Origin of the sequence: Sphingobium sp. MK2 (genome assembly GCF_040170545.1) — a bacterium.
GTDB lineage: Bacteria > Pseudomonadota > Alphaproteobacteria > Sphingomonadales > Sphingomonadaceae > Sphingobium.
Window position 1 is genome coordinate 1 of record NZ_JAZDXA010000051.1, and the last position, 23,182, is coordinate 23,182.

16 protein-coding genes and 4 pseudogenes are annotated in these 23,182 nt (G+C 63.0%); 9 read left to right on the forward strand and 11 right to left on the reverse strand.

Annotated features, from left to right (window positions below; all coding sequences use genetic code 11):
* Window positions 1-438: 438 nt before the first annotated feature.
* A pseudogene (locus V2I08_RS17945) lies at window positions 439-1,534 on the forward strand (IS630 family transposase).
* Between the two features lie 123 nt (window positions 1,535-1,657).
* Here the strand turns inward: V2I08_RS17945 and V2I08_RS17950 are convergent.
* The 3 genes from V2I08_RS17950 to V2I08_RS17960 are packed head-to-tail and all read right to left on the reverse strand — an operon-like array spanning window position 1,658 to window position 5,872.
* Complete coding sequence (locus V2I08_RS17950) at window positions 1,658-3,157, reverse strand: efflux transporter outer membrane subunit (protein WP_349636239.1); 1,500 nt, start codon at window positions 3,155-3,157, stop codon at window positions 1,658-1,660.
* 7 nt (window positions 3,158-3,164) lie between these two features.
* Window positions 3,165-4,721, reverse strand: a complete 1,557-nt coding sequence (locus V2I08_RS17955; RefSeq protein ID WP_043152223.1) for an MDR family MFS transporter — start codon at window positions 4,719-4,721, stop codon at window positions 3,165-3,167.
* A 2-nt stretch (window positions 4,722-4,723) separates the two neighbouring features.
* A complete protein-coding gene (locus V2I08_RS17960) occupies window positions 4,724-5,872 on the reverse strand; it encodes an HlyD family secretion protein (RefSeq protein ID WP_349636240.1) in 1,149 nt (382 codons plus the stop codon).
* A 77-nt stretch (window positions 5,873-5,949) separates the two neighbouring features.
* Between V2I08_RS17960 and V2I08_RS17965 the strand changes: the two genes are divergently transcribed.
* The 4 genes from V2I08_RS17965 to V2I08_RS17980 all read left to right on the forward strand — a co-directional run bounded on the left by V2I08_RS17965 (window position 5,950) and on the right by V2I08_RS17980 (window position 9,684).
* On the forward strand, window positions 5,950-6,444 hold the full coding sequence (locus tag V2I08_RS17965) for a MarR family winged helix-turn-helix transcriptional regulator (protein WP_081764125.1): 495 nt from the start codon (window positions 5,950-5,952) through the stop codon (window positions 6,442-6,444).
* Window positions 6,437-8,050, forward strand: a complete 1,614-nt coding sequence (locus V2I08_RS17970) for an AarF/ABC1/UbiB kinase family protein (RefSeq protein WP_043151360.1) — start codon at window positions 6,437-6,439, stop codon at window positions 8,048-8,050. Before V2I08_RS17965 ends, V2I08_RS17970 begins: the two co-directional genes overlap by 8 nt.
* A 71-nt stretch (window positions 8,051-8,121) precedes the next feature.
* Window positions 8,122-8,622: an MlaD family protein gene (locus V2I08_RS17975; protein ID WP_033964358.1), complete on the forward strand. Its 501-nt coding sequence runs from the start codon at window positions 8,122-8,124 to the stop codon at window positions 8,620-8,622.
* A 99-nt stretch (window positions 8,623-8,721) separates the two neighbouring features.
* Window positions 8,722-9,684, forward strand: coding sequence for an alpha/beta fold hydrolase (locus V2I08_RS17980; protein WP_033964357.1), 963 nt, complete (start codon window positions 8,722-8,724; stop codon window positions 9,682-9,684).
* A gap of 34 nt (window positions 9,685-9,718) precedes the next feature.
* Here V2I08_RS17980 and V2I08_RS17985 read toward each other — a convergent pair.
* The 4 genes and pseudogenes from V2I08_RS17985 to V2I08_RS20635 form a co-directional block, all read right to left on the reverse strand.
* A pseudogene (locus V2I08_RS17985) lies at window positions 9,719-9,928 on the reverse strand (transposase); the annotation flags it as partial.
* A gap of 34 nt (window positions 9,929-9,962) precedes the next feature.
* A complete protein-coding gene (tnpC, locus tag V2I08_RS17990; protein WP_043151357.1) occupies window positions 9,963-11,318 on the reverse strand; it encodes an IS66 family transposase in 1,356 nt (451 codons plus the stop codon).
* Between the two features lie 26 nt (window positions 11,319-11,344).
* Complete coding sequence (locus V2I08_RS17995; protein ID WP_200866937.1) at window positions 11,345-12,319, reverse strand: ISAs1 family transposase; 975 nt, start codon at window positions 12,317-12,319, stop codon at window positions 11,345-11,347.
* A gap of 686 nt (window positions 12,320-13,005) precedes the next feature.
* Window positions 13,006-13,170 (reverse strand): annotated as a pseudogene (locus tag V2I08_RS20635) (IS110 family transposase); the annotation flags it as partial.
* Window positions 13,171-13,244: 74 nt separating this feature from the next.
* On the opposite strand from V2I08_RS20635, the gene V2I08_RS20640 reads away from it, so the two are divergent.
* Window positions 13,245-13,523 carry a transposase gene (locus V2I08_RS20640; protein WP_375336197.1) on the forward strand — a complete coding sequence of 93 codons (279 nt, stop codon included), beginning with the start codon at window positions 13,245-13,247 and terminating at the stop codon, window positions 13,521-13,523.
* 99 nt (window positions 13,524-13,622) lie between these two features.
* Here the strand turns inward: V2I08_RS20640 and V2I08_RS18010 are convergent, their stop codons facing one another.
* Complete coding sequence (locus tag V2I08_RS18010; protein WP_349636241.1) at window positions 13,623-15,029, reverse strand: efflux transporter outer membrane subunit; 1,407 nt, start codon at window positions 15,027-15,029, stop codon at window positions 13,623-13,625.
* Window positions 15,030-15,134: 105 nt separating this feature from the next.
* Between V2I08_RS18010 and V2I08_RS18015 the strand changes: the two genes are divergently transcribed.
* Genes V2I08_RS18015 through V2I08_RS18025 form a run of 3 tightly spaced genes read left to right on the forward strand, consistent with a single transcriptional unit; the run spans window position 15,135 to window position 20,087 of the window.
* Window positions 15,135-15,710, forward strand: coding sequence for a TetR/AcrR family transcriptional regulator (locus V2I08_RS18015; protein ID WP_025549970.1), 576 nt, complete (start codon window positions 15,135-15,137; stop codon window positions 15,708-15,710).
* 1 nt (window position 15,711) lies between these two features.
* On the forward strand, window positions 15,712-16,812 hold the full coding sequence (locus V2I08_RS18020; protein WP_051519959.1) for an efflux RND transporter periplasmic adaptor subunit: 1,101 nt from the start codon (window positions 15,712-15,714) through the stop codon (window positions 16,810-16,812).
* Window positions 16,809-20,087 (forward strand): efflux RND transporter permease subunit, encoded by a 3,279-nt coding sequence (locus V2I08_RS18025; RefSeq protein ID WP_043151354.1) that lies wholly within the window; start codon window positions 16,809-16,811, stop codon window positions 20,085-20,087. Before V2I08_RS18020 ends, V2I08_RS18025 begins: the two co-directional genes overlap by 4 nt.
* Window positions 20,088-20,579: 492 nt before the next feature.
* Here the strand turns inward: V2I08_RS18025 and V2I08_RS18035 are convergent.
* From V2I08_RS18035 to V2I08_RS18045, 3 genes and pseudogenes are all read right to left on the reverse strand, one after another.
* Window positions 20,580-20,800, reverse strand: a pseudogene (locus V2I08_RS18035) (IS1380 family transposase); the annotation flags it as partial.
* A gap of 28 nt (window positions 20,801-20,828) precedes the next feature.
* Window positions 20,829-22,271, reverse strand: coding sequence for a TolC family protein (locus V2I08_RS18040; RefSeq protein ID WP_051519958.1), 1,443 nt, complete (start codon window positions 22,269-22,271; stop codon window positions 20,829-20,831).
* Window positions 22,268-23,176, reverse strand: a complete 909-nt coding sequence (locus V2I08_RS18045; protein ID WP_025549997.1) for an HlyD family secretion protein — start codon at window positions 23,174-23,176, stop codon at window positions 22,268-22,270. Before V2I08_RS18045 ends, V2I08_RS18040 begins: the two co-directional genes overlap by 4 nt.
* Between the last annotated feature and the right edge of the window lie 6 nt (window positions 23,177-23,182).

Below are 23,182 nucleotides of genomic sequence, written 5' to 3' on the forward strand. Positions count from 1 at the left end.
TCGGCCAGCCGCGTCTTCGCCTCAAGCCAGCCCCCCAGCGCCACTGCCCTCAGGCCACCACTGAATAGGACGGGCTAAGTCCGCCGTCGGTCAAGGCGGAGGGCCAGACGTCGGCCTCCGACCTCAAACGCGCGCCTTGAAAAACGACGGTAACGAATGATTCCCTTCGCAGCTCCAAGGTTATACAGTGAAAATAATCACTTAGAACCTTGGCCGACGAGGCGAGTTGGGATTTGGTAGATTCTCGGGTAACGCTCGGGTAACTCCGAGTGGATCGCTAGAGAGCCAGCGATGAAGGTCGCCCCGATGGTCTGATCGCAATGATCAGTACGGTAATTCGCTTGCGCGGTCCTCACCAGGGCGGACTAGTGGTTCTCGCCTGACGGTTGAGTCCGATTAGGGATTCCCAGTCGGCTGCGGCCGTGCGAGTCAGCGGGCATGCGCAGTGGTATCGTCATCGACCTCACGTCCGCGGACCGCGAACGTCTCGAACGGATCTGCAAGGATCGTAACGCCCCTCAGAAGCACGTCTGGCGTGCCGAGATCGTTCTTCTGAGCGCCGATGGGGTCGGCACCAGCGAGATCATGCGCCGGACGGACACGTCCAAGACGTGCGTGTGGCGCTGGCAGGAGCGGTTCATGCAGGAAGGGGTTGAAGGTCTGTTGCGTGACAAGACCCGCCCTTCGCGCATCCCTCCGCTGACCCCGGAGGTGCTCGTTTGGGTTGCCACCGGGACGCGTGAGGAACCGCCGGGTGAGACGACCCATTGGACGGCCGCGCTGATGGCCCGCGAAGCGGGGATCAGCGCCAGTTCGGTTCACCGGATCTGGCGCGCCCATGGCCTGCAGCCTCACCGCGTTCGGCAGTTCAAGCTTTCCAATGATCCCGAGTTCATCGACAAGCTGCGCGACGTTGTCGGCCTTTATATCGCGCCACCCGCCCACGCGATCGTCCTGTCGTTCGACGAGAAGAGCCAGATCCAGGCCCTCGACCGATCCCAGCCCGGCCTGCCGCTCAAGAAGGGGCGAGCCGGCACCATGACCCATGATTACAAGCGCAACGGCACCACCACGCTGTTCGCGGCGCTCAACATACTCGACGGGACCGTGATCGGCCGCAACATGCAGCGGCATCGGCATCGGCACCAGGAATTCATCCGCTTTCTCAATCTGATCGAGGCGCAAGTCCCCGCCGGTAAGGCGATCCACGTGATCCTCGACAACTATGCCGCCCACAAGCACCCCAAGGTCCGCGAGTGGCTCGAGCGGCACCCGCGCTTCACCTTCCACTTTACGCCAACGTCCTGTTCGTGGCTCAACGCCGTCGAGGGCTTCTTCGCCAGGCTCACGACGCCTCAAACGAGGCGTATTCCACTCGCTCGTCGATCTTCAGGCCGCCATCAACCGCTTCCTCGCCGAGCACAACGAGAGCCCAAAACCCTTCGTCTGGACCGCCGATCCTGATAAAATCATCGCCGCCGTCAGGCGCGGGCACCAAGTGTTAGATTCGATCCGCTTGGGTATGAACTATTGATGATATCACATCTTGGAGAAAAGCCTCAATGATACTTCAACAGCGGCGAGGCTTTGTGCACAACCGTATTAAGTTAATTTGGGTAGTCAATAATAATAACCATCTTGTACTAAGCGATTACCATCAGTTTTTCGAAATTATTTCAGAAGTATTCAAGGGAGTAGAACCCAGGCTTGAATCGGTGGGTTCCCCCCACCCAAGCCCTAGCGACTTTTGAATGGCGACATAACTTGCCGTAAGAGCCGCAACAGCACTTTGAAGGTTTGATGCAGCAAGCACTTTCTGACGACCGGACTCAAGTGCGTCACTGCGGGAAATCACCTGTCGCTGGAAGCGTTGTTGTGTCAAAATGTCTGACTCATCGGCCGATCGCTTGATCTCGGCGAGCGCTGCCACATTGCGACGTTGCTGTGCAAAGCGCGCGAGCGAATTCTCGGCGTCCTGGAACGCACCTAGAACGACCTGTCGATACTGTGCCTCAGCTTCGTCTCGTCCAGCGCGCGCTTGCGTTATCTGGGCCGAAGTTCGTCCAAAATCGAGCAACCCCCATTGTAGCTGGGGCACGGCAATGTTGGAGATATTTCCCAGATCGACCAGGTCTCCGACAGACGTTCCGCCGATGCCTAGGATCCCCATAAAGCTGATCTTGGGAAAACGCGCTGCTTCAGCGACGCCAATCCGGGCGGTCGTGGCCGCCAGATTGCGCTCGGCGGCGCGTATGTCGGGTCGACGGCGAAGGAGAGAGGCGGGATCGCCGATGGCGACGACCTGTGGCGGCAAGGGGACGTCACGCGGGACAGCCAGCAAGGAATCGAGCCTCCCTGGCGCCTCCCCTGCAAGCACGGCGAGCGCATTGAGATAAATTCCGATCTCCGCCTCAGCCGTAGCGAGATCGCCGTTGGTAGCCTGAATGGCGCGGTTCGCCTGACCAATGGCAAAGGCCGGCACCGTGCCCTGCTGAAAGCGTTGCCGAGCGAGGCCTAGCTGCTGCTTCTGCAGGTCCAGCCCCCCACGAAGTGCAGCGGCGCGCTGCTGCCGGTCCCGCAGATTCGTATAACTTTGCGCAACGTCGGCTGTGAGTTGAACGTGTGAATCTGCCGCGTTGTAGGAAGCCGCTGCGGCTAGTGCGTTAGCGGATTCTATTTTTCGGATCTGGCCTCCTGCAAGATCGATTTCCCAATTTGCGTTCAGGCCGAGATTGAAAAACTGGAGAGAGGAATCCGCGTCCTGGGAAGGGGGCGTTGCGCCGTTCCCCTGAGCCGACTGCAGATCGATCCCGGGAAGGTCGGCGAAGATTCCGGTCGCTTGTGCCCCAGCTTTCGGAAAGCGGTTAGCGCGCTCCTGGCGCACGGATGCACGCGCCTGACGGAGTCGCGCCTGGGCGACATCGATCGACGGATTCGCTGCAAGTGCGCGTCGCTCAAGCTCGTTCAGGACCGGATCTTGAAGGGCCGTCCACCACTCAGCAACTGCGGGGTCAATGGTGCTCGTACTCGCGGTCTGGCGCACGAACTTGGATTGGGGGGCGGCGCGACCCAACCCCGGCGGTCCGGCGTAGTCCGGGCCAACGACACATCCGCCGAGCAGCAAGGGGGCGAGAACGAGACCTCTGAAGTTTGTCATCGCAGCCTCAATGCATCGCCATGGACTGCCCTTTGGGCAGCGGGCGCAGGAACAAAACGAGTGGAAGCGTGGCCAGTGTCGCAAGCGCCATCGCCAGGAAAATGTCATTGTACGTCATGATGAAGGCCTGCTGCTGAACGGTCCCGGCAAGCGACTGAAGGGCGGCGTCCATCTGGCCGAACGTCCTGGCCATGCCGGCGAGATAATCCTGCAAACTTGGGTCGTTTGCCCAAAGGGTCTCTTCCATCCGCCGGCTATGGAGCGACATTCGCTGGTCCTGAAAGGAGGCCAGGGCGGCCAAAGCGAACGACCCGCCGAGATTTCGTGCGGCATTGAAGATGCCTGATGCATCACCGGCATCCTCCTTGCTGACCGAAGCGATAGTGGCCTGGTTCAGGAACAGCATGGTGAGGATCATGCCGACACCACGCAGTAACTGTCCGGCGGTAAAGGCTTCTCCGGCAGATTCCGCGGTGAGGCTGGTGTTGACGAGGCAGCTGGCGGCCATGAGCGCAAGGCCTGTGCCGACGGCGAGCCTGATATCGACGACGCGGATAAGCAGCGGGATGACGGGCATCAGCAAGAAGGCAGGCACACCCATGAGGAAAATCACCTGACCCGTCTCAAGGGCGTTATAGTCAGCGATCAGCGCGAGGAATTGCGGGATGACGAAGGTCGAGCCGTACATCACCATGCCCAGCGCCAGCGCCATGACGACGACGCTGCCGAATTGTCGATTCATCACGATCCGCAGCTTAAGCACAGGCTTGGCGGCCCTGAATTGTCCGATACCCAACATGACAAACCCAATCAGGGTCATGATCGTCAGCCGGACGATGTACGTCGATTCAAACCATTCTTCACGGTGCCCTTCCTCAAGCACGACCGTCAGTCCTCCCAGGCCGAGGATCATGCCGACGATCCCGAACCAGTCCGCCTCGCGGAAATAGACCCAGTTCGTTTTCTCGTGCGGCAGGCCGAGAAGCAGCAGCAGCAAGAGCAGACCGCAGACCGGCACGTTGACGAAGAAGGCATAATGCCAGCTCAGATTTTCCGTGAGCCAGCCTCCGAGCAGGGGGCCAAGAACCGGACCCAGGATGACGGTCATTCCAAAAAGGGCCATGCCGATCGGCTGTTGCGATGGCGGGAGGCGCTTTGCGACGATCGTCATCGCTGTCGGGATGAGCACGCCGCCCGTGAACCCCTGACCCGCCCTTCCGACGATCATTGTCATCAGATCCGTAGCGGTGCCGCACAGGACCGAGAATCCTGTAAAAGAGGTCACCGAGATGAGGAGAAGTGTCCTCAACCCCAAAAGCCGTTCCAGCCACGCGCTCAGCGGTATGATGATGATCTCGGCAACGAGAAAAGCCGTGGCGATCCACGTTCCTTCCGTGCCGGTCGCTCCGATCTCCCCTTGGATAGTCGGCAGCGCCGAGTTGACGATCGAGATGTCGAGCGTCGCGAGCAGCGCGCCCAGCGCGCCGGCCGCGACCGCGATCCAGGCCGTCGAGTCGGCTCGCTCGGCGCGTAACGTCCCCGGAGATGCAGCAACCGTCGCCACGCTCAGCGCTTCCGACTTACGGCCTGCCGGATTCTCTCCAGGTCGCCTTTGGCCGAACGGGTATCGACAGTAATGCCGACCGACATTCCGGGAACCAGAAGGGGCCTGACTTCGGGCGGCGCATCGATCGCGATACGGACGGGCACGCGCTGAACGATCTTCGTGAAGTTGCCGGTCGCGTTCTGCGGCGGGAGCACGGAGAACTGGGCACCTGTGCCCGGTGCGAAGCTGGCAACCCGCCCTTTCAGCTCGACCCCGGGGAGCGCGTCGACGTCGATACTGACGGGCTGGCCGACTCGCATGAGACCTAGCTGCGTCTCTTTAAAATTGGCCTCGATGAAGAGGCGCTCCACCGGCACCAGCGTCATCAGGCGCGTTCCGGGCTGTACGAACTGCCCTACCCGGACAGCGAGATCGCCGACGCGACCATCGATCGCTGCCTTGAGCAACGTCGATTCGGTGTTCACACGCGCGGCGGAGAGCTGAGCACGAGCGGCTTCGGCCTGCGATTGCGCCTGTCGTACCTGGGCACCAAGCGTGCCAACGCGCCTTTCTGCTGCGGTAAGGCCGGCCTGAGCAGCATTGGCGCGCTCATCTGCCTGTCGTGCCTGCGTCTGAAGCTGGGCAAATCGCTCGCCTGGCTCTGCGCCAGACGCCGTCAGCGGCTGATAGCGCGCAACCTGCTGCCGCGCGAAGGCGGCCTCGGCGCGCGCCGAGGCCGCCTGAGCACGCGCCTGGACGATTGTCGCCTGCTGTTCAGCGATCTGCGAACGGCTCGTCTCGACCGCAGCTTTCGCTGTGTCGATCTGGCTGGTGATCTGCTCGCTTTGGGCTAGATATTCGCGAGGGTCCAGTTCTGCCAACTGCTGCCCTTTGCGGACCGCTTGGTTCGCGCTGACAAACACGCGCTCGACATATCCGGCAACTTTCGGGGCCACCACGACAGAGTCCGCCGCCACATAAGCGTTGTCGGTTTTCTGCATGAACTTGCCGCGGTTCTGATGGTCAAAATACCATACCAACCCCGCTCCCACGATCGCGATCGCGACAACCAACAGCGCCAGCCGAACCCGTACCGACTTGAGCGGGCCGGCGGGCCGCTCGCCGACATCGTCATGGTCGCCTGAACCGATTGTGGGATCTTCCACCATTCTATTCCCGATCAACTATCGATTCAAAGAGCCGGGGGCCTTGCCACGGCGGCCAGACTTCGGCAATACCACATTATATGGAACCTCACCAATCGGGTATACGTGGGATCGCAACCACCTTCGGCTGGACCTGGTACAGGATGCGGCGGCTGATCGACGCCTATCTTGCCTGTCAGGGTGCATCGATGGCCCAACTAAAACTGCTCGCGTATCTCGCGGAACAACCGCGCCGCTCCACCGACATTGCGAGCTTTTTCGATCAGGCGCCCCGCACTGTCACCCAGGCGATCGACGCGCTCGAACAAAATGGTCTCGTGTCACGATCGCCTGCTCCGGACGATCGCCGGTCCAAACTGGTGCAGATCACAGACGCCGGCCGGGCCACGTTGGGACTGGCCATGCCGCTCTACGACGACATCGTGGGGCAGACCTTCGGAAGCCTGACAGCGGATGAACTCGAGGGCCTCGACGCGGCGATCAAGCATTTGAACCGGCTCGTCGACCATCTGGAGACGAAGGCCAGCGTTCCCGAGACCCAAGTTCCCGCCCCGAAAAGCCGGGCGCATGATTGATCGAGCTCCTACCGATGAAGCCGATACGACTGCTCTAAAAGAAAGGGAGCGGTTCGCACAGATTCTCGTCCTGTTCGGGCGGCACGGTCTCAAGGGGCTGGCCGCTCGGCTGGGTCTGGGGGTGGGGGGGGACGAGCCGCTTGAAGATACCCGGCCGGAAGCGATTGTCGCGCTTTTGCGGGATATCGGTCCTGTCGCGGTCAAATTCGGACAGATCCTCGCGATGCGGAGCGACCTTCTGGAGCCGGCATGGGTCGATGCCCTTTCAAAACTGCAGGACCGCGTTCCTCCGCTTCCATTTGCGGCCGTGCAGCCGCTGATCGAGGAGGCGATCGGCGGGCCGATCGAAACGAGTTTCAGCCACTTCGACACCGAAGCGATCGCGGCGGGCTCGATCGCTCAGGCCCATGCGGCGACGCTGCTCGACGGGCGAGACGTTATCGTCAAGATTCGCCGCCCAGGCATCGAGCGGATCGTCGATGCCGATCTTCGGCTCTTGCGACGACTGGCCCGGGTCGCGGAGCGCCGCATCCCCGAGATTGCGAGACTGAAGCCGGACGAGCTACTGCGTCACTTCGCCGAGAGCCTCGACCGGGAAATGGACCTCAGCGCAGAAGCGCGCGCCAGCGACGCAATCGGTGACTATCTCAAGGACTACGGGGTTCGAACCGCGCGCTTCGATTGGGAGCTTTCGGGTAGGCGAGTGAACATCCAGGAGCGGCTCCGCGGATTTCCCGCAAGCGATCTGGACGCGGCACGCCGAAGCGATCTCGATCTGGCTGCGCTTGCCCGCACCTATGCGCAGGCGATCCTGCGCATGATCATCATAAACGGTCACTTCCACGCCGATCCGCATCCCGGCAACGTCTTCTTCCTTGAAGACGGGACGCTTGGCCTGATCGATTTCGGCGCTGTGGGCACCCTCCTGCCGAGACGCCGGGAGGAACTCGTTCGGCTTGGCCTCGCGATCGCTTCGGAGGACACCGGCGGTATCGTCGATATTCTCATGCTCTGGGCCGGTGATCCGGACGTGGACCGGGTCCGGCTCGAAGAGGCAATGGCCGAACTGATCGACCGCTTCAGCAACGTCCTGCTCGATCAGATTGACCTCGCCGACATTTTTCAGATGGTATTCGCGATTCTGCGCGACTTTCATCTCGCGCTTCCACCGGACCTTGCCCTGGTGCTCCGGACCTTGCTGACCGCCGAGGGGTTCGTCCGGCGCATCGATCCGGCATTCGACATTGCTCGAGAGCTTGCTCCGATAGCAAAGGAAATGATGCGGGAGCGGGCTAGCCCTGCCCGGCTGCGCGGCGAGGCAGGCAAGCTGCTCGCAGCGCTCGGACGAGTGGTTCTGTCAACGCCGAACCTCGTCGGACAGATCGAGAAGATTGCGCGAACCGGCTCGATCACCGTCAGTATCGCGCCCAAGGACCTTGAGCGTTTACGCGGAAGAGAGCGTGCCGGCAGGGTTACTCCGCAGCTCTATCCTGCCACCCTCGCGATCTGCGCGGCGATAGTGTTTTCCTCGCAGCCTCTCCTGGCGGGACTGTTGGCTCTCGGCGCTGTTGCACTGGCCGTTTTAGAAGGTGTGAGGCGGCGATGAGCGCGGCGCACGCAGAGCCGACCGCGAAGCATCGCTCCTGGCGCGACGGGCCTCGGGATTCCTAGCTCCCGATGGAAACGCATTCAAACTGGTTGAAGGTAAGCCTGATCGTGGGCATGCTCATGATCACTGCGATCGGATTCGCTTTATGGCTTCTCCAGGAGAGCGATGCCAAGGGGCCGACGTACGAGATTCGATTTGAACAATCTGTCGATGGCCTGCAACCAGGGTCAGCCGTGAACCTTCTCGGTGTTTCCATCGGCCGCGTAACTGAGATCCAGGTTCAGCCCAGGAATCAAGATTTCATCACCGTCCGGTTCGCGCTGACCAGTGACACGATTCTTCATCGCGGTGTGACAGCGTCGATCGAACGATCGTTATTTGATGGATCGGCAAAACTGAGCCTGAGCGGCGACAACAATCGCGACCCAGTGCTCGCGGCGCGAGAGGGGCAGCCGTTCCCGATCGTACCGGCAAAAGGCGGCGGACTCTCCCCGCGCCCGCGGGCGAAGCTTCTGAAACAAGCGATGCGAACGTATACCGAAACTGGAAAAGATCTGGTTCGAGAATAATCGGATGAATACGTCGCAGCCTGGACACTTCGGTCCCAATCGCGTCACGCCGGACCAAGGCCACATAATTGATCCAGTCTGAGAAGGGCACCGAGCACCATGCGTGAAATCCCGTCCGATATCGTACAGACGTGGGCGCCAGATCCTGCATGCCTGCCCGATTGGTTTGTCGGCGCGCTATCCGTGCCGCGGGAGGAGGGCTTCGTCGAGGTTTCTGGTGTGAGAATGCATTACTTCCGCTGGGGAGATCGTTCCGCGCCTCCTTTATTGATGACCCATGGCTTTCTCTCTCATGCACGGTGCCTGGCGTTCGTCGCGCCTTACCTCGCTGAAAATTACCATGTGATCGCCTACGACCATTCAGGAATGGGGGACAGCGACGTTCGCGAGAATTGTGACATGGTCGCGCGAGGACGGGAGATGATCGGGGTCGCGGAGGCCCTTGGACTTTTTCGCCATGAGCACAAGCCGATCATCGTCGCACACAGCTTTGGCGCGGCAGTCGCGCTCAAGGCGATCACCCTGGCGCCGGATGCCTTTGCCGGCACGGTGATCTGCGATCTGATGGTGCTGCGTCCGTCCAGCTTTGACGCCGTTTGGGGGGGCGGCCGCACCGGCCCGGGATCGGGCGACCCCGATCGCCCGCATAAGCGTTACCCCGATTACGCAAGTGCCCGCGAGCGGTATGTTCTATCTCCGCCACAGCCCGTTGGTCAGGCGTTCCTGATGGATTACATGGCCTACCACTCACTTCGACGCGAAGGCGAAGCGTGGACCTGGAAGTTTTCGCCGTCGGTGTTCAAGCGAGATAATGTGCCGAGCGAATGGCTTGAAATGGGCCAAACGCTGGTCGAGGCGCCAGGCCGCAAGGCAATAGTACACGGCGAGCAAAGCCTGCTTTTTACTAGTGATTCCAGTGATTACGTCCGCGAACTCGGCGGCATCAACATTCCGATTATCGCTGTACCCGAAGCACGGCATCATCTGATGCTCGATCAGCCGCTGGCGTTCGTCGCCGCCTTGCGCGCGCTGCTTGCCGGTTGGAGCATCGAGCAAGATTAGTTAGTCCGGTTAGCAGGGGAATCGGGTGAAGGCATCAAGCGGCGATGAGACCTGCGAGGAAGTCATCGTCCCATGCGACGATTTTGCGTCGCGATCGAAGCGAATCGCTGGTGTTGGGCAGTCGCAGGAGATTGGTCGCGATGTGCTTGATGGTGGTGAAATTGGCGGGAGCGTTGTCGGTTCTGACGCGGCATTCGTCATCACGGAACACCATATCCAAAACCCAGTGCAGGCTGTTTTCGAGTAACTGCTCACGGGGTTGTCCTGCGGCAGGGTGATCAGGCGACAGCGAAGTTTCCATCGACGAGGTCACGGATGGCGGCGAGTGCGGATTGCCCAGAGAGGCGCGCGGTGCCGGTGACGGAGCGATATCCGGCATGGACCTGTGCTCCCCAGTCCGATCGGAAGCCGTTGGTGACCTTGCGGAACACGACCGATGGGCGGATCTCGCGTTCGGAGATATTGTTGGTCGCGGGCACGTCGCGGTTGGTGAGGAAGACGAAGAACTTGGCGCGCCAGGCCTTGATCTGTCGGAGCAGGAGCTGGCCGGCGGGATGCGCGACGGGTGCGCGCATCAACCGGGTCAACTGGTCGTCGGCCTTGGCGGCATAGGCGGCCAGCGTCGTGTCCTTGAGGCTGCTTCGTCGCTTGCCGACCCGGATCGCCCATCTGAGGTGATCGCGGATTTTCGGAGCGAAGATCGTGTCGCCACAGTCGATGGCGTATTGAACGTCGCGCAGCACATGAGCGAGGCAGACCTGGTGTTCGCGGCCCAGCTCCTGCTGGCCAGCGTAACGGTCGGAGATCCAGACATCAGGCTGGTGACCGCCCAGCACCTCTTCGGCGACGCTGCGCGCCCGGCGCGGGGCGATCCTGTGCAGGACCGCGTCCTTCGAGAGGAACACCCATTGCCAATGGATGACGCCGTTGGTGCGCGTGGTCGTCTCGTCCGAGGCGATGATCCGCGCCGTCAGCAGCTTGTCGCGGATCGCCCTGGTTGCCGCCGACATACCGGCCTCCATGCGCCGGAAGATGTTGGCGATCGCACCTTCGGATATGACCAGACCGAACAACTCGCGGGCGATCCGGGCAAGGCGCTCGAAGCCGACATGATGGCTGTGATGCAAATAGGCCAGCAGCGAGCGGATACCGGGGCCGAACGGCGTACCCGGCTCCATGCCCGCTGGCGCCGGGGCACGATAGCGCAACCCACATCCCCGGCAGCGGCCGCCAAACAACTCGATGCGTGTCACAATCGGCCGGATCGGCGGTAGGTCGATATGATCATAGCGATGGCGGCATCGCTGGGTCTGGCCCGCGATGTCAGTCCCGCAATGGCAACACGTTGCCGCCATCACCCGCTCGGTCTTGTCCGGCGCTTCCGCCAGTGGGCGATGCTTGCCAGCGCGCGAAGGCCGCTTGCCGGCCCTGGCCTTGCCCCGCTTGCCGCCGCCCTTGCCAAAATCGTCCTTCGAGGGCGGAATATGCGAATTGGATGACGTCTTGCGCGGCTTGCCCACCAACGCCTCAAGCTCGGAAATCCGCGCCGCCATCCGCTCAATCATCTCGTGCTGCGCAAGCAGCAGTTCGTTCTTCTCTGCGTCACTCAGGACATGAAGCGGGGGTGGCGCCATCCGCAGGGTGAATCAGTCCAATCCGCTCAGCGCAAGCCTTTTTTGCCACCCTCGTGAGCAGTTACGTTTTCGACGGCCCAATGGCTGCGGACGATCGGCCCGAGTTTGTCGGCCGGCAGGTTCAGGGAACTGATATAGAAGCGGGTTTCGCGCTCTATCTTGCTGCCGGTTTCACGGATGCTTTCGATAATGACGATGGTCTTCAATCCGGGCCATTTGTGGCGCTCTTGTAGCCAGATGATGTCGTGGATGACCGTGGCGACCCGGGTCTCGATCCGGCCGTGATCGCCATCGACCGTCTCATGGCGGCTTATTTTGGTGTCGGCAAAATTCCTGGTTTTCTGCTCGGCGGCGAACAGCCTGACGTCGTCGTGAAGCGCGCTTTGATTGCCTTTGAGCGCGAGGACATAGTCGGCCTTCTGATCGATGATCTGCCGCGTGATGGCGCGCTGGCAGCCCATCGCATCAATGGTGATGATCGCACCCTCGATCTCCAGCATCTCCAAAAGCCGGGGGATGGCGACAATCTCGTTAGCCTTGTCGGCGACCTTGACCTGACCCAGCACCAATCGTTGGCGCGCGGCAAAGGCCGATACCATGTGGATCGCTGCCTTCGCACCCTTGGATCGCCGCACCGTCTTGCCGTCGATGGCAATCACCTCTGATGCCATGCCGGTCAGTGACGATACCCAGGCGACAAAACAGTGCTGAAACGCATCGGCATCGAGGGTCGCCAGTATGTCGCCGAGATGATCATGGGACGGCGTGCCACCCGCAAACGACCGAAACCGGCGTAGGAACGCCAGCTTGCGAGCTCCAAAATTGGCGATGTCCGTGATCGTCTCCGCCCCCGACAACACCGCCAGCAGGCACAGCAGAAGAACCTCGGTTAGCGGATAACGCACTTTGCCCGGCTGTCGCGCGTCGGGAAGATCCTCAAAATACCCCAGAAATAGACCCGCTTCCGCGAAAGCCCCTTCATCCACCCGTCCGCTCGCCATCCTCCCTGCCGCTCCTCCTGTAGAAAGGAGCCCCACTGATTCAGCACATCAGCGCTTTGTCACGAACTTCTTCACCCGATTGCCCTGGTCCGGTTAGGGTCAATACTGTTCACTTAAGATAATCTTTGCTATGGTATTTGCTATGATAGTAGCCGGTGCTAGGCATCGGGAGGCATTGGCATGGCACGGACAGTAGCAGAACTTCCTTCGGGTCGCAGACATCAGGCGGCGCATGATGCGCTGACCGCCGAAATCCTCGACGAGGTAATTACTTATATGGGGAGGAGTTATCCGGGATAGCATTATGGCGGCATTTCGTAAATCCTGATCATTGGCTGGATCCAAGGAGAGAACCCGTTGCATGACGCGACTCGATACCGAGCCTGATCCAACTTATATACGGTCGCTGCTCGAGGCAGCATCGCCAGCATTCCGCATTCGGCGGACTTGGGTTCATCGACGAGACCAATCTCAGCGAGCGGCTTTTCAGGCCCTGTAATTACGCGGTTCGTCATCCGAGCATCCACCCAGGGCTCGAAGCCGTGGGAGAATTCCAAAAAGGGCGTACGGAGCGCTACGCGGTGGTCAATTCGGCGCCCTCGATGATCACGCCAGCGCTGACATATTTCCATAGAGCCACGAGCAACTTGCGGGCGAGCGCGACGATTGTCGATGACGTGACCGGCAACATCCTTTGTGGCTACGACAAATTTCGACATCTTCTCGCCGTTCCCCGGCGCCAGGGACGTGACCAACCATTTCGATTGCGAGAGTTCCAGCGAGATAAAAATCGCGGTAAGCTCGGTGCGAACAGCGGACGGCGCTTGGGAACGATGAGCTGCAACCGGCATGTCGATCTCCAGAGTGAGTTTTTTAGCGAGACCAGTCTGGCAGAGCGCCGCTCGCTGTTTGACCTCCTCATGGAATCTATGCGAAGCTCTACGAACCTGGCGCGGATGGGAGCCCGCGTTTCCGGGAAGCAGCCTGCTTTGCCCATTGGCGACGCGATTTCCACGACATCTGGACGTCCCAAAAATCCGAGATCGCACACGAGGCGCTCGAGCGTATCGGGCAGCTCTATGACATCGAGCGCGAGATCGCCGGCAAGTCTGCCTATAGCCCCACATCATCGTGCTGGCCCAATCAGGTCGAGCGCTTCTTCGCCCTGCTGACCGAAAAGAGGATCAAAACGAGGGGCCGATAGCTCCAGGAGGGCGCTAATCGAGGACATCGAAAGCTTCATCGACAACACATCCAATCGACAAAGCTGCAAGCTCGCCTGTCGTCTCTTGGCTCAGTTGGTTTATCCACTCACCCCCATCGCTAGTGCTTTTTGCAGCGCGACGAACTGTGTCGTCAGGGCCATCCGGGCCTGAATCTGTAGATCCGCAGCCGCCAACTGATCGTTTTCGGCGGCAAGCGCGGCAAGCGCGGACGACCGCCCTGCACGCCAGGATTGCTGGGCGAGGCCAGCGCTGTGGTCCGCCAGCAGAGAGTTGCGCGTCTGCATCGCGAATGCCTTGCGCGCCTCGCCGAATCTGTTGAGTGAACTTTCCGCATCCTGAAGGGCCACGAGCACGGCGGCGCGATACGCTGCCGCCGCCTCATCGCGACCGGCGACGGCCTGCAACACGCCCGCCCGCCCGCGTCCAAAATCGGCAAGGTTCCATTGGATCGTCGGACCGGCGAGCGACCAGAGATTGTCGGCACTCGCAATATCGCCCTTCATGGCGCTGCCAAGACCGACCACGCCTGCCAGGCTGACCTTGGGCATCCGCGCGGCTTCCGCCACGCCAATCCCGGCATTGGCGGCATGCAGGTGCTGCTCGGCCGCCCGGATATCGGGCCTGCGGGCGAGCATGGCGGTGGGATCGCCGACCGGGACGGCGGCGGGGGGAAGCGGAACCGGGCCCGTGCCATCGAGCATGGCATCGAGCGCGCCAGGGGCTTCTCCCAGCAGCACGGCTATCGCGTCCTTGCGATCGTTCCGGTCCGCTTCCAGAGCCGCGATGGCTTGCCGCCGGACTTCCACGGTGCGATCGGCCTGATCGCGCTCGATGCGCGACAGCTTGCCCGCGCCTTCAAGCTGCGCCGTGAGGTTCGCGATCTTCTGCTGGTTGGCAAGCAGACGGCGCGCGAGGTCCAGACGTTGTCGGCTGGCGCGCAGGGCAAGATATTGGCGCGCGATCTCCGCAGTCAGGCTGAGGCGGGTATTCTCCGCATCGGCCTGCGCGGCCTCGAATTGCGCGCGCGTGGCCTCGATATTCCGCCGCGCTCCACCGAATAGATCGATTTCCCAAAGGGCGTCGAAGCCTGCGAGGAAGAGCGACGAGGACTTGGCCTCTCCACCCGTCACCAATCTCGATGCCTGGATATTCCCGGCCCCTGCCCCGGTGCCGACACCCGGCGCCAATGCCGCGCGCGAGCTTCGCAGATGGGCCCGCGCCTGCCGGACACGCGCTTCGGCGATATCGATCGCCGGGTTGGAGGACAGCGCCCGCCCGATCAGTTGATCGAGCAGCGGATCGTTCAATTCCCGCCACCATGGCGTCAGTTGCGGCGTGGCGGGCATCGAAACCTGATCCGTCCGCAAGAAGGAATTGCCCATCGAGGCGGGGGGTGGCGGTGCACCTTTGTAATTCGGCCCCATCATACATCCGCCGAGTGTGGGCAACAGCAGGAGCGGAGGGACAAAGACAAGCGCACGCATCGACAGTATCTCCGGTTCAGGGCCGTAGCGACGCAAGCTTGCTGGACAGCCACGGACGAATCACTTACTAACCGACTTAACGGTCGTTCAACAAGTGAGCATTCCATGTCCGACATGCGGTCCCAATTACTCGAAACCGCCGCCCGGCTTTTCGCCGAGCGCGGCTACGAAGCCGTGTCGATGCGCAATATCGCCAGACTGGTCGGGGTGACCCAGGCGAACCTCTATTATCACTTCCGGGACAAGGCCGACCTGATCGAGGCCACCCTCGCCTCGGTGTTCGAGGCTTGCGCCCGCGATCTGGATGCGTGGCTGGCCCAGCACCCGTCGAACCAGCTCGAGGCTTTTGTGCGATGGTTCGTCCGGAGGCTGATGACCGACCGGATATTCGCCCGCCTGCTGTATCGAGAACTGCTGGATGGAGACGAAGCCCGCATCGCCACCCTTTCACGCACGGTACTTCGGCAACCATTCCAATCGATCGTCGCTGCAGTGGAGCAAGGCAGAACGGACATATCTGCCAAGGAGGTCGCGTTGTCGCTGGTTGGCTTCGCGCTTGGACAGGTCCTGATCCTGCCCCTCGCCCCCGGCCTGACCGGAGACAGCGAGAGGTCCGAATCCGTGGATCAGGTGGCCTCTCAACTTCTCGCCCTGATCCAGTCCGCTTCGGTGGTTGGCTGACATGGAGCGCAAGCACCGTGTGGCGAAGGCGATCGCCCTGTCGTTTCCTATCCTTCTCGCAAGCTGCGGCGGTGGGGACCAGACATCGCAATCGGCGGAACCTCCCGCCGTCAACCTGCCCGTGACGACTGCATCCCTGACGACATCCATGGACGGAACTGCCGCGAGCGGCACGGTCGAATCCGATGATCGCGTGCAACTCGTGGCCCGCGCCTCGGGCACTATCCGGGCACCCGACCTTTATGACGGCCAGCCCGTCAGGCGCGGGCAAATCCTGGCGACCATCGACGCGCGGCAGGCCGAGGCCGCTGTTCGGCGCGCCAGCGCCGCGCTGGATGCGGCGCTGGCCGAACAACGCAATGCGCATGGGGATGTCACGCGCGATGCACCGCTCGCCCAAAGCGGTGCCTTGGCGATGGATGCCTATCGCAAAGAACAGCTTCGAGACAGCGCGGCCGCCGCCGGAGTCACCCAGGCACAGGCGGCACTCACCGCTGCCCAGGTGGACCTCGCCTACACCTCGGTTGCCAGCCCTTTCGACGGTTTCGTCGTTTCCCGGCAAATCCGCGACGGAGACATGGTGATGCCAGGATCGCCGCTGGTGACGGTGGAGAGCCGTGGCCAATTGGTGTTCCGCTTTGCCGCGCCCCAGGCCAGTCTCGGGATGTTCGTGCCGGGAGCGGCGACTCCCGTGCTGCTCGACGGGCGCGAAGATCGCCCCGTAACCGGCAAGGTCCGGGGCGTCGTCCCCTCCGCGGACCCGGCTACCCGCCGCTACACGGTAGAGATCGTTCTTCCCGCCGATAGCGGAATCATGCCGGGCATGTTCGGTCGCGTCCGGCTCCCATCGGCGACGAATCACGGGGTCAGCGGAGATACCGTCGCGGTGCCTGCCGCCGCGATCACCGGCCGCGGCGGGCTGACCGGGGTTTTCGTGGTGGGCCAGGACAAGCGTCTCACCTTCCGCTGGGTGCGGCCGGGTGACCGGCTGGGCGATCGGGTCACCGTAACCTCCGGCCTGTCGGCTGGTGAACGCATCCTCGCCCGTGTCGATCGGACCGTTCGGGACGGCGCACGCCTCGCCGGCGGAGCCACGCGATGACCGAGGCGCCGCTCAATTTAGCGGGCCGCCTTGCCAGGACATTCATCACCTCCAAGCTGACGACCGTCTTCCTGCTGGCCGCGCTGCTGCTCGGCGCGCTCGCCGTGTTGCTGACCCCGCGCGAGGAAAATCCCCAGATCGTGGTGCCCGGTGCGATGGTCACGGTCGCCCTGCCCGGCGCCACCGCCGAAGAGGTGGACCGGCTGGTGGTGGCACCGCTTGAAGGCGTGCTCAGCGAGATGACCGGGCTCGACCACAGTTACGGCACTGCCCAACCCGGCCTCGGCACGGTGCAGGTGCAGTTCAAGGTCGGCCAGCCGCCCGAGGATTCGCTGGTCAAGCTCTACAACCGGGTGATCGCCAACCGCGGCAGGCTTCCCGCCGATGCGGCTATCCCACTGATCCAGGCGGTCGATGCCGACGATGTGCCCATCGTTACCGTGACCCTCGCTTCCTCCGCCTATGACGACTTCGGCCTCAAGCGATTGGCGGATTCGATGGCTGAGCGCCTGCGCAGCACGCCGGGCGTTTCGGTGGTTTCCGTCTATGGCGGGCGCAACCGAGAGATTGATGTCGCGCTCGATCCGGTCCGATTGCAGTCCTTCTCGATCTCGCTCGCCGAGGCACGCGGAGCGCTGGGCGCCTCCGATGTGGGCCTCAACCTCTCTGGGCCGGCACGGGCGGGCCGACTGGAACGACTGCGCTACTCCGGCGAGCTGGGATCGGTGGCGGCGGTACGCGATCTCGTGATCGGGGTGCGCAATGGCCGCACGATCAAGATCGGAGATGTCGCAACCATCTCCGACGGCCCGCATGTCGAAATCACGCGCCTCAGCCGTTTCGGATTTGCGGCGGGCGACCCGCGCGCCAAGCTCGGTGAAGGCGAAATGCCCGCCGTCACCATCGCCATTGCAAAGAAGAAGGGTGAGAATGCGGTCACCGTGTCCGAAGCCGTGGCCAATCGGGTCGCGCGGATGCAGGCCAGCTTCATCCCGCGCGCGGTCCATGTCGTAACCACCCGCGACGACGGCCAGAAAGCCGACGAGGCCGTCAACGCGCTGATGGAGCATCTGGCGATCGCGCTGATTACCGTCAGCTTCATCATGCTGTTGTTCCTCGGCTGGCGCGAGGCGCTGATCGTGTCCGTCACCGTTCCGGTCATCTTCTCGATCACGCTCGGAGCGGACCTGCTCGGCGGGGTGACGATCAACCGCATCACCCTGTTCGCGCTTATCCTGGCGCTGGGCCTGCTCGTCGATGCCTCGATCGTCGTGATCGAGAACATCCACCGCCACTACCATCACGAGCGCTCCGACGCTTCGCAGGAGGATGTGACCGTCCTTGCCACCAACGAGATCGGCGGCGCCACCAATCTCGCGACATTTGCCGTGATGCTGGTGTTCGCGGCCCTGCTGCTCGTGACCGGCATGGCGGGCGATTATTTCTATCCCATCGCCTATAATGTGCCGATCGCGATGCTCGCGTCGATCATTGTCGCCTATATCGTCACGCCCTGGGCAGCGAACCGCTGGGTCAAGCGACCTGCCTCTACCGGCGGCATATTGGATGATGGAAGCGCGGAAGAGGCCGGTGCTCATGCGGAGCGCAAGCCCGACAAGTTGCGGGACGCCTATCTCTGGCTGATCCGACCGCTTCAGGAGCACTCAAAGGCACGTCGTGCCCTGATGATCGGCGCGGTCGTTGCCCTGCTCCTTTCGATCGCGCAAGGCGGCTGGCAGTTCATCCGCCCGGCGGGCGTCGGCGGGCCGGTGCCGCCGCTTGGGGTTGCCATGGGCTTCCTTCCCAAGGACAACAAGAACACCTTCAACATCGTGATCACCATGGCCGAAGCCAGCCCCGTCGAGAATACGGCCCGGATGGTTCACGAGATCGACGGCCTGCTTGCCGCCAATCCGCTGGTGGTGAACTACCAGAACTGGATCGGCCAGGCTGGGGTCCCGGATTTCAATGGATTGATGCAGGGAACGGCGGCTCGCACAGGTGAGAATGTCGCCGAAATCCGCGTCAACCTCCTGGACAAGCACCAGCGTTCGGAAAGCTCGATCACGTTCGTCCGCGAATTGCGTCTGAAGATCGAAGCCATTCGGACCCGCTATCCGGGCGCCCGGGTGAGACTGGTCGAGGATCCGCCGGGGCCACCGGTGCGTGCCACGGTGCTCGCCGAATTGCACGGCGAAGATCTCGTGGGCTTGCGCCGGCTGGCGAAGCAGGTGGAAGCCGAGTTCGCCAACACATATGACATGGTCGATATCTCGAACAGCGAGCCTACCGACGTGTCGCAATGGCGCTTTGTTCCTGACCGCGAGAAAGCAGCGCTCTCCGGCGTGTCAGCTGCCGATATCGCCGAGGTTCTGGGACTTGTCTATGATGGCCAGGTGGTCGGGCGTGCCCATATCGATCCAGAGCGCAACCCCGTTCCGATCCGCGCCTATGTGCCGCGCGCGGATCAGCCCGCCCCCGCACGGCTCGAAGGCCTCTACGTGACCAGCAGGGACGGCCGCCAGATACCGCTGGCCGAATTGGTCCGGCGCACACCATCGACCGCCGACAAGCCGGTCCAGCGCAAGGACAATGAGCGCGTGATCTTCATCGGAGGAGAACTTGCGCAGAGCGTGCCGGTCTATGCGGTGCTCGATCTCAACCGGCGCTTGTCGAGATTGCGCACCCCGGACGGGCAGCCGCTCGCCACCGGCAATCTCAGCCTCAGCGAAAAGGCACCTGACATCATCGACGGCTACCAACTGCTATGGAGCGGCGAAATGCGGATGACGCTCGATATCTACCGCGACATGCTGATGGCGCTCGGGGCGGCGCTGACGGCGATCTATTTCCTACTGGTTGCTTATTATCGCTCGTTCCTCACCCCGCTGATTGCCATGTCCGCAGTGCCTCTGGGGGTCATCGGCATCTTTCCGGGCCACTGGCTGCTGAAAACCGACTTTTCGGCGACCTCCATCGTGGGCATCATCGCACTGTCCGGCGTGGTGATCCGCAACTCGCTGCTCATCATCGACTTCATCCAGGATAACCAGAAACATGGCATGCCGCTGGCGGAGGCGGCGCGGATGGCCGGCGCGGTCCGCCTGCGGCCGATCCTGCTCACCACGCTTGCCATCGTGCTGGGCTCGGCGATCATGATCCCCGATCCCGTGTTCGGCGGCCTTGCGATCTCGCTGATCTTTGGCACGCTCGTCTCGACCGTGCTCACTGTCTTCGTGGTGCCGATCCTCTATGAGCGCCTCATGCGCGCATGAGGCTTCCGTCCCATGCCGCGGCCCTAGGAAAGACGTTTGCGACGCAGGCTGACGAGCACGAGGATCGCCGCGCGCCGGATCCCGGTAGCGGGGCTTCCAATTCGGCTTACGTCGCGTGGTCGATATGTTCCAGCAGCGCCGCTGGCGGCGCATGGTCCGGCCTTCTCGCAAGATTGCGATAATGCCACGCGGCCTCTTCAAGGATGGAATCCGCTTCGATCCGGGCGTCTTTGGGACGACTTGATCTCAGCCCGGCCAGTTCGGCGGGCGAAAGGCCGGCCCTGAGATCGCGCAGTGCTCAGCCGTTGGCGGGCTGTCGAATGCCCCGCGCGTCGTGAGGAGGGCGAGCCGATGGCCCACCCAGCCTCCCACAGCGGCGAGAAGCCCGGCGATCTCGGGCGAAATGCCCCCTGCCCCCCAGACCGTCGTGCCGACAGCACGGTGCCGGCTTTGGGTGGGGTCAAGGTTGGCAGCAAGTTCGGCCTGCCGCACTGTACCAAGCCGCTGCGCCATCGCGAGGGTGTCCATGCCCATCGTGCTGGCCTCGATGCGGGCGAGGACGCGGCGCTGGCATGCCCATTTTTTGGCGCCGTAGAGGTCTCGGCATAATTGCGCAGGACCGGATGCTGCGCCTTCGCCCGCCTGACCGCACAGGCATCGGCAACCGTGACGATTTCAAGATCGGCGCGCAGCACGGCGTTGGTGGGCAGGCCGAGCGTACGCTTCGCGAAGGCTCGGCCATCACGGCCCCGCCATCCCTCCTTCCCAGCCGCCGCCGAGCGCAAGGAACAGCCGAACGCGATCCGAGGCGATGGACGCATCCGAGGCCGCCAGCGCCGCTTCGGTTGTGGCAAGGCTTCGCTGCGTGTCGAGCAGTTCAAGACCCGTTCCAAGACCGCCCCGAGTCATCCGGGCCTGGAGCCCGAAAGCCCTCCCGCTCTCATCACGCGCGACCCTGAGCTTGGCATTCTGGTCCAGATCGCGGGCATAGGTGCTGAGGACCGTCTCGGTTTCGCGGAGAGCTGCGAGGACGCTGCCGTCAAATGCCGCCAGCGTCGCGCGCGCCGCTGCATCGCTTTCCGCGATCCGCGCCCTGGCGACGCGTCGGTTCGGGAAGGACCACGAGATGAGCGGGCCGAAGCTGAACCGCAACGCCGAATCGTCGACCAGCCCACCCACGCTCCGCGAGGTCGTGCCGAGCGATGCGCCGAGGCTGACGCTCGGATAGAGGTCCGCCGTCGCCACTCCGATGCGCGCCGTCGCAGCCGCGAGCCGGCGTTCAGCTTCGCGGATGTCGGGCCGGCGCCGGATCAGCGCCATACCGTCGCCAATCGGCAGGGGGCGGTCGACGGAAGGGATGATCCGGCAGGTCGCGAGATTGGGCGGATAATCTTCGGGCGTCCGGCCGAGCAGCACGGCAAGACTGAATAGTGCAGCTTTGCGGCCTGCCTCGATCGGCGGCAGCGCTGCCTCGAGCTGAGCCAGAAGCGCGCGCGAGCGGGTAGCGTCGAGCGACGTGTAGAGGCCGGCGCGCACGCCTCTTTCGGTGAGGGCGAGGCTTTGCCGCTGCAGTTCGACCGAATGGCGGGCAACGGTCATCCGCGCGCCGGCCGCGCAGGCATCTCCATAGGCGCCGACCACTCCGGCCACGACCGTCGTGCGCGCAAGGTCATAGGCGGCGGCCTGCGCTTCCGCATCGGCCTGCGCGGCCTCGATCGTGCGCCGAATCCGGCCCACGACGTCGAGTTCATAGGATATGCCGACGCCGGCGTCGAAGGTTGCATGGGTCCCGTTGGGCGAGCCGAGACCGAGATTGGACGGCTCGCCCACCGATACGCCGCCCGCCGTGGAAGTCTGGACGCCCGCGCCGGCCTCGACCTCCTGGACAATCGCGCGCGCGCGTTCGAGATTGGCCGCCGCGACCCTGAGGTCGGTGTTGGCCTCGATCGCTTCCTGGACGAGCGCATCGAGCTGGGGAATAGCGTAGAGGCGCCACCAGCGCTGGGGCAAGGGTTCAGCCGAATAGGCCGGCGATTTTCCTTCGGCAAAGCTCGCGGGCCGATCCGAGATGCCTGCGGGCAAGGGCGGCGCCCGATAGCTGGGGCCGACCGTGGCACAGCCAGCGAGCATCAGCGCGCCCATCAGTCCGAGCGGCCTTTTCGTTCCGACGCGCCCCATCGTCATTCGCTCCGGCCGGGGCCGAGCGCATTTTCCGCGCCATTGAGCGTCACGGTGACCGTCCGGCCCGCGATCAGATCGATGCCGGGCGGCACCTTGTCGATGGCGATCCGCACGGGGATGCGCTGGGCAAGACGGACCCAGCTGAAGGTGGGATTGACATTCGCGAGTAGCGTTCCGGACGCGGTCGTCCGTTCGCGATCGTCAATGCCCGCCGATCGGCCTTCAACATGGCCAGAAAGCGGCCTATCCTCGCCCATTACCCGGATCGTGACGCGGACGCCGGGGCGGATGTGCGAAAGCTTCGTCTCCTCGAAATAGCCGGCAACGTAGTAGCTGTCGGAATCGACCAGCGTCATCACGGGCTGCCCGGCGGCGGCATAGGCGCCGGGGCGGAGCGAGAAATTGGTGACGATGCCGTTGACCGGCGCACGCACCTCGGCGCGCGCCAGATTGATGCGGGCGAGATCGCGATCAGCGATCGCCTGGGCATAGCGTGCGCGGGCCTCCTCGGCGGTGGAGCGGCGGTCGTCACGTTGCTGCCCCGAGACGATATCAGAGAGGGCCTGATAGCGGCGGTTCTCCCGTTCGGCGGCGTTCAACGTTGCCCGTGCCGTGGCGACAGCGGCCTCGGCCTGCTCAACGGCATTGCGCAGCCGAACATGGTCGATGGTAAACAGGATGTCGCCGCGCCTGACCACCTGGTTGTCGCGAACGTGGACCTGCTCGACCCGGCCCGACACGTCTGCCGCGAGAGGGACCACATCCGCCCTGATCTTCCCGTCGCGCGTCTGTGGCGCGTAGGTGTAGTAATTATAGAGGTGCCAGAAGACGAACACGCCCGCACCCACCACCAGCAGGGTGAGCAAGGGCTTGAGCAGGCGGAGGAGGGTATCGCGATCTAGGGTCATGGCGGG

Coding starts and splice junctions, on each gene's coding strand:
- V2I08_RS17950 (WP_349636239.1), bottom strand. CDS start 3,157: ATGACAAACTTCAGAGGTCTCGTTCTCGCCCCCTTGCTGCTCGGCGGA.
- V2I08_RS17960 (WP_349636240.1), bottom strand. CDS start 5,872: ATGGTGGAAGATCCCACAATCGGTTCAGGCGACCATGACGATGTCGGC.
- V2I08_RS17965 (WP_081764125.1), top strand. CDS start 5,950: ATGGAACCTCACCAATCGGGTATACGTGGGATCGCAACCACCTTCGGC.
- V2I08_RS17970 (WP_043151360.1), top strand. CDS start 6,437: ATGATTGATCGAGCTCCTACCGATGAAGCCGATACGACTGCTCTAAAA.
- V2I08_RS17975 (WP_033964358.1), top strand. CDS start 8,122: ATGGAAACGCATTCAAACTGGTTGAAGGTAAGCCTGATCGTGGGCATG.
- V2I08_RS17980 (WP_033964357.1), top strand. CDS start 8,722: ATGCGTGAAATCCCGTCCGATATCGTACAGACGTGGGCGCCAGATCCT.
- tnpC (WP_043151357.1), bottom strand. CDS start 11,318: ATGGCGCCACCCCCGCTTCATGTCCTGAGTGACGCAGAGAAGAACGAA.
- V2I08_RS17995 (WP_200866937.1), bottom strand. CDS start 12,319: ATGGCGAGCGGACGGGTGGATGAAGGGGCTTTCGCGGAAGCGGGTCTA.
- V2I08_RS18010 (WP_349636241.1), bottom strand. CDS start 15,029: ATGCGTGCGCTTGTCTTTGTCCCTCCGCTCCTGCTGTTGCCCACACTC.
- V2I08_RS18015 (WP_025549970.1), top strand. CDS start 15,135: ATGTCCGACATGCGGTCCCAATTACTCGAAACCGCCGCCCGGCTTTTC.
- V2I08_RS18020 (WP_051519959.1), top strand. CDS start 15,712: ATGGAGCGCAAGCACCGTGTGGCGAAGGCGATCGCCCTGTCGTTTCCT.
- V2I08_RS18025 (WP_043151354.1), top strand. CDS start 16,809: ATGACCGAGGCGCCGCTCAATTTAGCGGGCCGCCTTGCCAGGACATTC.
- V2I08_RS18040 (WP_051519958.1), bottom strand. CDS start 22,271: ATGACGATGGGGCGCGTCGGAACGAAAAGGCCGCTCGGACTGATGGGC.
- V2I08_RS18045 (WP_025549997.1), bottom strand. CDS start 23,176: ATGACCCTAGATCGCGATACCCTCCTCCGCCTGCTCAAGCCCTTGCTC.